General features: G+C 69.2%; 1 protein-coding gene and 1 pseudogene. Both read left to right on the top strand.

Annotated elements, in window-relative coordinates:
- Positions 1-347: shikimate dehydrogenase family protein (locus JCM25156_RS19205; RefSeq protein ID WP_025814428.1), on the top strand; the 347-nt coding region annotated here is incomplete at its 5' end.
- A gap of 10 nt (positions 348-357) precedes the next feature.
- A pseudogene (locus JCM25156_RS26440) lies at positions 358-715 on the top strand (dephospho-CoA kinase); the annotation flags it as partial.

Genomic DNA, 715 nt, shown 5'->3' with positions numbered 1-715 from the left:
GGGTCACGGTGGTCGACTGGGCGCACGCTGGCGCGGCGCTGCCGGAGTGCACCCTGCTGGTCAATACCACGTCCATCGGTATGGAAGGGGCGGCGGACGGGGCGTTTCCAATGGATCTGGCGCGGGCCGACAGGGCGCTGGTGGTGTGTGACATCGTTTATGTGCCCCGACAGACCGCGCTGCTCAGGCAGGCCGCGGCATGTGGCCTGCGCCATGTTGACGGGCTGGGCATGCTGATCCACCAGGCGGGGCTGGGATTTCACAAATGGTTTGGCGTGACACCGGAAATCGGACCGGATGTCGAGGCCCTGCTCGATGCGGACCTGCATGCCTCCCGCACGGGCTGAACGGCGGCGCATGCGGGTACTGGGGCTGACGGGGGGCATCGGCATGGGCAAATCCACCACCGCCACCCTGTTCCGCCGGGCGGGTGTACGGGTGTTCGATGCGGATGCGGAGGTTCGTGCCCTTCAGGGGCCGCATGGCCGCGCATTGCCCGCCATTGGCAGGCTGGTGCCCGGTTCGGTGCGTGACGGGGTGCTGGACCGGGGGATGCTGCGGCGCGTGGCGCTGTCGGACCCCGCCGTCATTCACGGGCTGGAGGGGATTCTTCACCCGATGGTGCGCAGGCGCGTGAACGCTTCCTCCAGCGTGCGCGGCGCGATGGCCGCCGCTGGGTCGTGCTGGACATCCCCCTGCTGTTCGAGACCGGGGC

The organism is Komagataeibacter kakiaceti JCM 25156, from assembly GCF_000613305.1.
Note: the sequence above shows the minus strand (reverse complement) of the source record. Positions and strands in the feature narration are given on the sequence as shown.